The sequence below is a fragment of the Acetobacterium sp. UBA5834 genome (genome assembly GCF_002435675.1).
GTDB classification, from domain to species: domain Bacteria; phylum Bacillota; class Clostridia; order Eubacteriales; family Eubacteriaceae; genus Acetobacterium; species Acetobacterium wieringae.
In genome coordinates this window covers 1-10,157 of sequence record NZ_DJGY01000046.1, presented here as the reverse complement: position 1 = coordinate 10,157, position 10,157 = coordinate 1, and the positions used below count along the sequence as shown (strand labels likewise).

General features: G+C 44.6%; 9 protein-coding genes. All 9 read left to right on the top strand.

What is annotated here, in order from left to right:
• Window positions 1–204 (top strand): hypothetical protein (locus B3F51_RS09260; protein WP_414632368.1); only part of this gene is annotated, 204 nt, incomplete at its 5' end.
• Between the two features lie 196 nt (window positions 205–400).
• Entirely contained in the window at window positions 401–2,866 is a 2,466-nt protein-coding gene (locus tag B3F51_RS09255) for a Lon protease family protein (RefSeq protein ID WP_286946722.1), read from the top strand.
• 71 nt (window positions 2,867–2,937) lie between these two features.
• The gene (locus B3F51_RS09250) at window positions 2,938–4,575 is read left to right on the top strand and encodes an MBL fold metallo-hydrolase RNA specificity domain-containing protein (RefSeq protein ID WP_228883506.1); all 1,638 of its coding nucleotides are present in this window, start codon (window positions 2,938–2,940) and stop codon (window positions 4,573–4,575) included.
• 95 nt (window positions 4,576–4,670) lie between these two features.
• The gene (locus B3F51_RS09245; protein ID WP_228883509.1) at window positions 4,671–6,059 is read left to right on the top strand and encodes a PLP-dependent aminotransferase family protein; all 1,389 of its coding nucleotides are present in this window, start codon (window positions 4,671–4,673) and stop codon (window positions 6,057–6,059) included.
• A 90-nt stretch (window positions 6,060–6,149) separates the two neighbouring features.
• The gene (locus tag B3F51_RS09240) at window positions 6,150–6,899 is read left to right on the top strand and encodes an AzlC family ABC transporter permease (protein WP_148636489.1); all 750 of its coding nucleotides are present in this window, start codon (window positions 6,150–6,152) and stop codon (window positions 6,897–6,899) included.
• Window positions 6,889–7,233: a branched-chain amino acid transporter permease gene (locus B3F51_RS09235; protein WP_070369471.1), complete on the top strand. Its 345-nt coding sequence runs from the start codon at window positions 6,889–6,891 to the stop codon at window positions 7,231–7,233. Before B3F51_RS09240 ends, B3F51_RS09235 begins: the two co-directional genes overlap by 11 nt.
• 164 nt (window positions 7,234–7,397) lie before the next feature.
• Window positions 7,398–7,817: an MORN repeat-containing protein gene (locus B3F51_RS09230; protein WP_286806784.1), complete on the top strand. Its 420-nt coding sequence runs from the start codon at window positions 7,398–7,400 to the stop codon at window positions 7,815–7,817.
• A gap of 190 nt (window positions 7,818–8,007) precedes the next feature.
• The gene (locus tag B3F51_RS09225) at window positions 8,008–8,706 is read left to right on the top strand and encodes a TrmB family transcriptional regulator (protein WP_148636491.1); all 699 of its coding nucleotides are present in this window, start codon (window positions 8,008–8,010) and stop codon (window positions 8,704–8,706) included.
• A gap of 1 nt (window position 8,707) precedes the next feature.
• Window positions 8,708–9,961, top strand: a complete 1,254-nt coding sequence (locus B3F51_RS09220; protein WP_070369473.1) for a diaminopimelate decarboxylase — start codon at window positions 8,708–8,710, stop codon at window positions 9,959–9,961.
• Window positions 9,962–10,157: the final 196 nt, after the last annotated feature.

The window sequence follows — 10,157 nt, the reverse complement described above, 5'->3', positions numbered from 1 at the left end:
GTCAATGATTTGATCGGTAACATTGCCGAAGCATCCAATGAACAGGCCACCGGCATTGCTCAGATTAACATGGGCGTTGAACAGGTTGCCCAGGTTGTCCAGCAGAACTCGGCCACGGCAGAAGAAAGTGCAGCAGCCAGCGAAGAGCTTTCCGGCCAGTCGATTCTGTTAAAACAGATGATTGACCAGTTTCAATTGCGATAGATCAACAAACAGATGAATAATTAGAATAAACCCTTAAGCAGTAACAAAATGCACCGTCGACTAAATGCGTCTATGGTGCATTTTTATTTGCAAAACTTGCGTAATTTCAAACAAGTTGGATATCAATATAATAAAGGTTTAACGAAAAAGAGACTGTTGATTTTCTTTGCTTTCAAAATTGGAAAGGTGGCAGGATATGAAAATACATGATCAGTATCGGGTTCCCATCGATAAACTAAAAAAAGTCTGCAACGCAGAAGAATTGAAATTCTGCAATTCGACCCTGGACGTATCGCCCCTGGATGCGATTGCCGGACAAGAACGGGCAGTCAAGTCCATGGAATTTGGTATTGCCATGGAGGATGATGGATATCATATTTTTGTCGTTGGTCCATCAGGGACGGGCAAGAGCGAGTACACCAATGATGTCGTTAATCGGGCGGCAGCCTTGCGTCCGGTTCCTGACGACTGGTGTTATATTTACAATTTCAGCAATAAGGACAAACCATTGGCGGTTTCACTGCCAGCAGGGAAGGGCCGGATCTTTCAGAAGGATATGGACAAGCTGATTCTAGAACTTAAAAATGTAATTCGGAAAAATTTTGAAAGCACCGATTGTGAACTCAAAAAAGATCGGATCTTTAACACCTATCAGCTTAAAATGGAAGAATTGGTGATGATCATCAATCAGAAAGCACTTGAGGATGGTTTTGGTGTCAAAACGGTGGGGATGAAATTTGTGTTTATTCCACTCTATGATGGCCGACCCTATCAACCGGAAGAGTATAGTAACCTGAGCGACGAACAGCGCAATATCATCAACGAAAAGCGTTATCTATTGGTCAAAAAGTTGGAACGAATATTGGCAGATGGTCAACAGGCCGAAAAAAAAATGACTGCTCAAATTATCGAGCTGACCAGAGAAACAGCATATCGTGGGGCGCAACCACTAATTGTTTCATTAAAAGAAAAATACCAGGCGTCCTCACAAATTGTTGAGTATCTCGATAATGTTTTGCATGATGTGGCAGATCGCTATGGCATCTTTACTAATCAGGAAACACATCCTGCCACTCATCAGCCGGATGAAACAAATCAACAGGAGAGTGATGGTGACAGTCCAGTTACTTTTAATGGGTTTACCGGTCAGGGTGAAACTGATCCATATAATCGCTATCGCGTCAATTTATTTATCAATAATGAAAATCTGCAGGGGGCACCCGTTATTACGGAGTCAAATCCATATTATTACAATATCTTTGGAAAAATTGAGTATAAAAGTCAGCTTTTTCTGGTTAATACCGATTTTACCATGGTGAAACCTGGAGCCATCCATCTGGCCAACGGAGGGTATCTGGTTTTGCAGGCAAAAGATTTACTGACTGATCCCTTTGTCTGGAATGTTTTAAAAAAAATGCTCAGGAACAGGGCTGCAGTAATTGAAAATATTGGGGAGCAATATCGAACCGTTCCGACGGTTACGTTGAAACCGGAAGCAATTCCACTCAACATTAAGGTCATTCTCATTGGTAGTCCGCTTTTCTATCTGGTTCTTTCCAGTGATGAGGATTTCCGGGAGCTTTTTAAGGTGAAAGTTGATTTCGATTCAGAAATGCCCCGTAATCAGGAGAATATTCGTAAGTATGTTTCCTTTGTCAGTGGAATTTGCGAGGAAAAAGATGTTCATTGTTTTGATCAGACCGGTTTGGCCGGTATCATTGAATATGGATCACGACTGGCGGGAAACCAGAAAAAATTGTCAACCCGATTTGGCGATGTCAGGGAGGTTATCTATGAATCCATTGCCCGAGCAAAATCAGACGGTAGTGAGACCGTGCGCATGGTTCATGTGAAAAAGGCCGTCAATGATCGTAACTATCGGTTTAACCGGTTGGAGGAAAAAATTCAGGAAGAGATTGCGGATCGACGGATTATCATTGACACGACGGGAATAACAGTGGGGCAGATTAATGGGTTGTTTATCATTCAGACCGGTGGTTATACATTTGGGCTACCTTCCCGGATTACTGCAATTACTCATGTGGGGCACGGCGGGGTCGTGAACATCGAGCGGGAAACCGAAATGAGCGGTAATATTCATTCCAAGGGTGTATTGACGCTGGCCGGATATCTGGGCGGAAAGTTTGCTCAGGATAAACCACTGGGATTGACAGCCCAGATTACCTTTGAACAATTATACGATGGCGTCGAGGGGGACAGTGCCTCTAGTGCCGAGCTCTATGCGATCATTTCAAGTTTAGCAGGAGTTGGTATCCGGCAGTGTCTGGCTGTTACCGGTTCGGTGGATCAGCGCGGTGAAATCCAGCCCATTGGGGGTGTCAATGAAAAAATCGAAGGTTTCTTTGATGTTTGTCAGACGGCTGGACTAACCGGAGACCAGGGTGTTATCATTCCTGCCAGCAATACCATTAATCTGATGTTAAAAGATGAGGTAATCGAGGCAGTTGCGCAGGGACGCTTCAACATTTATGCCATCAATCATATCGAAGAGGGGTTGGAAATTCTGACGGGTATTCCAGCAGGAAAAATGGATGCAGATGGCAACTATCCGGATGGGAGTATCTATGACTGTGTCAATAAAAAACTCCAGGGATTTAACACCGCATTGGAAAGCGTTACAAGAAAAAATGCGGGGGTGTAAATAGCGATTATGTTAATTGTTTAAAAATACGACCTGCTTGAATTGGAAATTACACGAACAGGAGTAAGAAAATGAAAATAAAATTTTTAGGAGCGGCGATGTCTGTCACTGGTTCCTGTCATCTGGTGACGACCGATCACAGTAAATTTCTCATGGACTGCGGTTTGTTTCAGGGGAGTGAAGCACTGGAAGAATTAAACTATCAGGCCTTTGATTTTGATCCTGCTGAGATTGATTTTATACTATTAAGTCATGCTCATGTGGATCATTGCGGCCGGATTCCGTTGCTGGTTAAACAGGGATTTACCGGGAGAATTTACTGTACCGGGGCAACCGCCGAAATAGCCGATATCATGCTTCAGGATAGCGGCACTATTCACGAAATGGATGCGAAATGGATTAATAAACGAACAAGCCGTTCCGGACAGCGACAGGTTCAACCGCTGTACACCGAGGAAGATGCGGCCCGCTGCTCCCAGTATTTCTTTCCGGTAGCATATGGGCAATGTTTTGAGATTAATTCCCAAATCAAGATTCGTCTCAATGAAGCTGGCCATATATTGGGTGCTGCTATCATCGAAATGTGGATTGAGGACGGTGGAAAAACCACCAAGCTGGTTTATTCTGGGGATATTGGAGCCGTTAACCAGCGAATGCTCAATAATCCGACCCTGATTGCAGCGGCCGATTATCTGATTATGGAAACGACTTACGGCGATCGTGCCCATGAAACACAACAGGAAAGTGGTAAGCGGTTTCTGGAAATTATCTTTAAAACAGTGGCCCGGGGGGGGACGGTGGTCGTACCGGCCTTTGCGCTGGGGAGAACCCAGGATCTGATTCATGAACTGGAACTGTTTTATGACCACCATGACTTTCATCAGAATCAGTTGGACAAAGTAAACGTCTATGTTGACAGCCCTTTGGCCACTGATGCCACGGCCATTTTCCGGAAAAATGCCCATTATTTCAATGATGCAATCAAAGAGCGGATCAAAAATGGCGAGGAACTTTTTTATTTCAGAAATCTCAATTTTACAAAGAGCATCGATCAGTCCAAGGCCCTCAATGAGAATGCTTCACCGAAGGTCATTATTTCTTCCAGCGGAATGGCTGATGCTGGTCGGGTTCGACATCATCTGAAACACTATCTCTGGAAACCGAAATCCAGCATTATTTTTGTCGGCTATCAGGCAGAAGGCACCACCGGACGGGCAATTATCAGTGGTGAAAAGTACGTTCGCATTCTCCGTGAACGTATTCATGTCAGTGCCGAAATATATTTTCTGGAAGGATTCTCAGCCCATGCCGATAAAAATGATCTGCTGAAGTGGCTGTCAGGATTTAAAGAGAAACCTAAAAAAATATTCCTGGTGCACGGGGAAGAAGAAGCAAAAAAAACCTTTGCCAATACAGTAAAAAGAATTTTGGGTTTTGACTGTACGGTGGTTGAGGATGTATCCGAATACAGCCTGGATGACGATGCTTTGACGGTGGACGGAATCAAAGAACGGATTGATTTAAAAAATCAGATCAATAAACTAAAGGATAATCTGGGCGACATCCATGATGAACTGGATAATTTGCTGGCTATTCCTGGGGTAGAGATGAGTGAGGCATTTCCAGATGAAAAAGTGGAAGACCTCGAGGCTCTGACTAGAGATCTTAAAAAAACTTGCGAAGAATTAAAAATCATGATTAAAAATTAACATGATTTGATTAAACCAGAAAACCCCTGCCAACTTGACGTTTGCAGGGGTTTTCGATAGAATGGGAAAAATAGTGTTTTAAAGGAGTTAGAGCCATGCCAGTTAATTCATTTGAAGATTATCCAATGTCCTGGAAACCCGTCCTGAATCATCAGGTAAAACCCTTGTACCTCTCCCTGGCCCGGCAAATGGAGCAAGACATCAAAACCGGGAAGCTCTTACCGGGAACAAAGCTGCCACCGCAGCGGGAACTGGCAGATTTTCTGGATATTAATGTCAGCACCGTCTCCAAGGCCTGCAAGGTTTGTGAGTTAAAAGGGCTCCTCAGTGCTACTGTCGGGAGTGGCACCTTTGTGTCCTTCGATGCCCTGGCTAATGCTTATCTGCTGCCAGATGATAAACCCCGGAATCTGATTGAGTTGGGCGCAGTTTTTCCGGATACAGCCACCTTTTCGCCACTCATTGGTTGTTTGAAAGATATGCTTAACGAAGCTGATGCCGATAAACTATTTAATTACAGCCGACCCAACGCAAATATCTGGTTGAAAGATACGGCAGTGAAGCTGATGGAAAAAGGAGGATTTTGTCCAGCACCGGCAAACATCTTGTTTTCCAACGGTGGTCAAAACGCCATATCAGCCATTCTGGCTGGACTATGCCGTCATGGTGACAAAATCGGAGCTGATCCCCACACCTATTCCGGGCTTAAAACGACTGCTTCAATGTTGGGGATACAGCTGATTCCCATTCGTCATCGTGATGGGGAAATGGATGGTGATGCACTGATGGATAGCTGTCGCAATGAAAACATTAAGGGGATTTATCTGATTCCGGATCATCACAATCCCACCACTCATACGATGTCCATTGACCGTCGTCGTGCGTTGGCAGAGATTGCCAGAGAGCAGAATATTTTTATCATCGAGGACGGGGCCTATCATTTACTGGCAGAAAATGCCCGGCCAGCCGTGGCATCCTTTGCTCCGGAGCAGACCATTTATATCGCCAGTATGTCAAAAACCCTGGCACCCGGTTTACGGATGGCCTATCTGTCGGTGCCCCAGGCCTATTGCAAACAAGTATCAAAGGCTTTGTATAACCTCAATATCTCCGTTTCGCCGCTAATGGCCGTGCTGGCAGCCCGGGTTATTGTCTCGGGCCAGCTGGATCAATTTATTAAAAGCCATCAGCAAAATGCCAGACAGCGCAATCAATTGGTAAATCGCACCCTCAGCGACTATCTCTGTCACGGCGACGAAACCAGCATCTTTCGGTGGCTGGAGTTGCCTGGGACGATAACCGGATCTGTTTTTGAGGCGCTGGCAATGGAGCAGGGGGTTCGAGTTTACGGTGCCGAGCGATTTACCGTCGGCAATAGTATCCCCAGTCGGGCAGTCCGGATGTCGGTCTGTGCTCCGGAAACCCTGGCTGAATTGGAACAGGGACTGATCATATTAAAAAACCTTCTGGATGATTGCTGTTAATTTGTGCGCCATACATTTAATTTATTGTATGGCGTATTTTTGCGTGTTAAAATAAAGCAAAAATCGCACTAAATAGTAAGGGAGTGTCTCATGAAGAGTTTTATTTTTGCCTTTAAACAAACAATTCCGGTACTGTTTCCATATTTGTTTATTGGGATCGCTTTTGGCGTTTTGATGGATGAGGCGGGTTATACCGCGGGGTGGTCACTCATTTCGGGTCTTTTTATTTATGCCGGATCGATGCAGATCGTGATGGTTTCGCTGCTTACCGCTGGCGCTTCACTGGGTACTATTGCGATGATGACTTTTTTTGTCAATGCCCGGCATATTTTTTATGGTCTTGCCTTTATTGAGCGATTCCGGAAGATGGGACGAAAGTATCCATATATGGTTGTAACCTTGACTGATGAGGTGTACTCCATCCTGTGTAATATTAAATATCCAGTGGATGTGGATGCCCGGCAGAGTGATTTCTATATAACCCTGATTCTGCATCTGGTCTGGATTTTAAGCTGTCTGGCAGGGGCTCTATTTGGACAGTTGATCCCCTATGATCTGACTGGAATCGAATTTTCTGCGACGGCTTTTTTTATTACCGTCTGCATGAATCAGTGGAAGTCGATGAATTCACACTGGCCAGCTCTTACCGGGTTAATCAGCGCCGTGGTATTTTATACTATTCTGGGCCCCAATCAGTTTATTTTGCCAGCCTTAACCCTCAGTGTGCTGGTGCTGATTATGATGAAACCGAGATTAACAGCTGGACAAAAAATGCAACCGGTAAAAGAGTGTAAGCCAGCGTCAATTGACGGGGAAGAGGAGATCATCTATGAATACTAACTGGATCAGCACCATCGAAGCATTGGCAGTGGTAGCGCTGGTAACGATTTTTACCCGAGCACTGCCGTTCCTGTTTTTTGGCGGCAAAAAAAAATTACCAGATACGGTCAGCTATCTGGGAACGGTTTTACCGGCAGCAATCATGATTATATTGGTGGTTTTTTGTTTGCGAAATACGATTTTGACTGCTTATCCCTATGGATTAGCAGAGCTATTAAGTGTGGCTGCGGTGATTATTGTTCATTGCCTCAGAAATAATGTTTTTTTAAGCATTGCTGCCGGAACGGGACTGTATATGGTATTAATTCGAACGCTGTTTTTGATCGGCAGCTGACTGCTTGGGTGACTTCATCTATTTGGTTGATCAGAAAAATGTGTAAATTATTACCCAACGAGCCGTTTTAATATTTATTAACTGCTCTCGATGCGATATAATGAAATCATAATTCTTGATTAGCTGAGACAGCAGAAAAGGATGCAAAAAAATAGGGGGAACAAATGAGCACAAAGATGATTTCAAGATTAGTTACGTTATTAATGGTGTCAGGTCTGCTGTTGATAACCAGTGGTTGCGTTCGCACCCATACTTTTGGTGGTGGCGTCTATACCGGAGAATGGAAAAATGGCATGCCGAACGGTTACGGCAAGTTTGAGTATTCTGAGAATGTGATCTATGAAGGCGAATGGAAGGATGGCAAGCTGCATGGCCAGGGGACAGCCACTGGATATGAGGGAACAAAATTTCAGGGCGAATGGAAGTATGGCAAGCTGGATGGTTACGGAACCAAGACGGATCAGGGCAACACCTATGTGGGGGAGTTTAAAGAAGGCATGATGCATGGAAAAGGTACGCTGACCATGGCTGACGGAACCATCTATGCGGGCACCTTTGCCAACGATCAATATGTTGGGCCTTAAAAATAAACGAACCGAGTTAACTGCATGAATTTTACATGCAGTTTTTTTATAATCATTCTTGACAGCTAAACAAAACTAGTGTAGACTTACTAAGTAGGAACACTATATATTACACACGTTAAAAAACGGAACTGGTGATTAAAGTGTTATGGTAAAAGTGCCAACAGACTAGTAATAAGGACTGATGATTATGGAAATAGTTGAACGATTGACACAATTTGGGCTGACCCGCCATGAGGCGGTGATTTATTTAACCCTGCTGTCCGAAGGCGATTTGAACGGGTATGAGGTGGCCAAGACGACCGGTATCTCAAGATCCAATGCCTATACCTCGCTGGCGTCCCTGGTGGAAAAAGGGGGGGCTTACGTGATCGAGGAAGCAACCATCCGTTATACCCCGGTAGCTATTTCTGAATTCTGTGACAATAAGATTCGAAAGCTCCAGGCTGCCAGGCAGGAGCTGATTGATACCATTCCCCGCAAACGGGATGCGGTGGAAGGTTATATCACCATCAAAGGAGAAGGGAATATCCTTAATAAACTGCGCAATATGATTCTGGAAGCCCGGGAGCGGGTATACATTTCGGTACCCGGTCAGATTCTGGAAACCGTAACCCCGGATATAAAAGCAGCGATTGACCGGGGTATCAAGATGGTGATCATCACTAATGGTAGCTGGGAGCTGGCAGGAACGATTATCCATCGTTCCGATCAACCGCTCCAGCAGATTCGGCTGATTGCCGATTCCACCAATGTCCTTACCGGAGATATCAATAATGGCGAGTATTCCACCTGCCTTTATTCCCGGAAACAGAATCTGGTGGATTTGTTTAAAGACGCCATGAAAAATGAAATAAAGCTGATTGAAATGACGAAAGGAAATCAATAATATGAAAAAAACGTTTGTTAACAAAGAAAAGTTAGAAGCAATTGTCAAACAATACCCAACTCCATTCCATCTGTATGATGAAAAAGGTATCCGCGAAAATGTTCGTAACCTCCAGGAGGCATTTTCCTGGAATAAGGGTTATAAAGAATACTTTGCCGTCAAAGCGACGCCCAACCCGACTATTTTGCAGATATTAAAAGAAGAAGGCTGTGGGGTTGACTGCTCATCCTATACGGAACTGATGATGTCAGATACAGTTGGTTTTGCTGGTGAGGATATCATGTTTACCTCCAATGTGACGCCTCGGGAAGATTTTGTTTTAGCACGAAAGCTTAATGCCCTGATTACCCTGGATGATATTACCCATATTGACTTTCTGGAAGAGGTGGCAGGACTGCCGGAAACGATCAGCTGCCGCTTTAATCCCGGTGGCGACTTTGTTATCGATAACGCCATTATGGATACTCCCCAGGTGGCTAAATATGGTTTCACCCGGGAACAGATGTCAGAAGGATTTGCGATCTTAAAAGATAAAGGCGTTAAGCATTTTGGAATTCATGCTTTTTTAGCCAGCAACACCATTGCCAATGAATACTATCCGGCTTTGGCCCGGATTCTGTTTCAGACGGCGGTGGAGCTGAATCAGGAAACGGGGGCTCACATTGCCTTTATCAACCTGTCCGGTGGGGTTGGGATTCCCTATCTGCCCGATCAGCAACCCACCGATATTTATGAAGTCGGCCGGGGCGTTCAAAAAGCCTTTGAAGAAATACTGGTACCGGCTGGCATGGGCGATATTGCCATCTACACTGAACTCGGCCGTTTTGTACTGGGACCATTTGGTCATCTGATTACCACTGCCCTCCATGAAAAACATACCCACAAAGAATATATTGGTCTTGATGCCTGTGCGGCCAACCTGATGCGACCGGCCATGTATGGGGCCTATCATCACATCACCGTGATGGGTAAGGAAGATGCCCCCTTGGATCACGTTTACGATGTCACCGGGGGCTTATGTGAAAATAACGACAAGTTCGCCATCGACCGCAAGCTTCCTAAAATTGATATCGGTGATCTGGTGGTTCTTCACGATACTGGGGCCCACGGTTTTGCCATGGGCTACAACTACAACGGCAAGCTGCGTTCTGCAGAAGTACTGCTAAAAGAAGATGGCAGCACCGAACTGATCCGTCGGGCTGAAACCCCAGCGGACTATTTCGCCACCCTGGATTTTTCCAAGTGGAAAAAGTAGTTTTAAATAGTAACACTAATATTAAAAAAACTGAGTACCTAAAAATGTTACATCATGTTGTATGCATCAGGGCGAACAGGTCATTGACCTGTTCGATCCTGCAGCATACAACAGATTAACATTTGTCGGTACGGTTCTTTCAAGAGGACTTTATTAAATTATCAAGAGACGATAACGAAAGCTTCCTGTATAATTT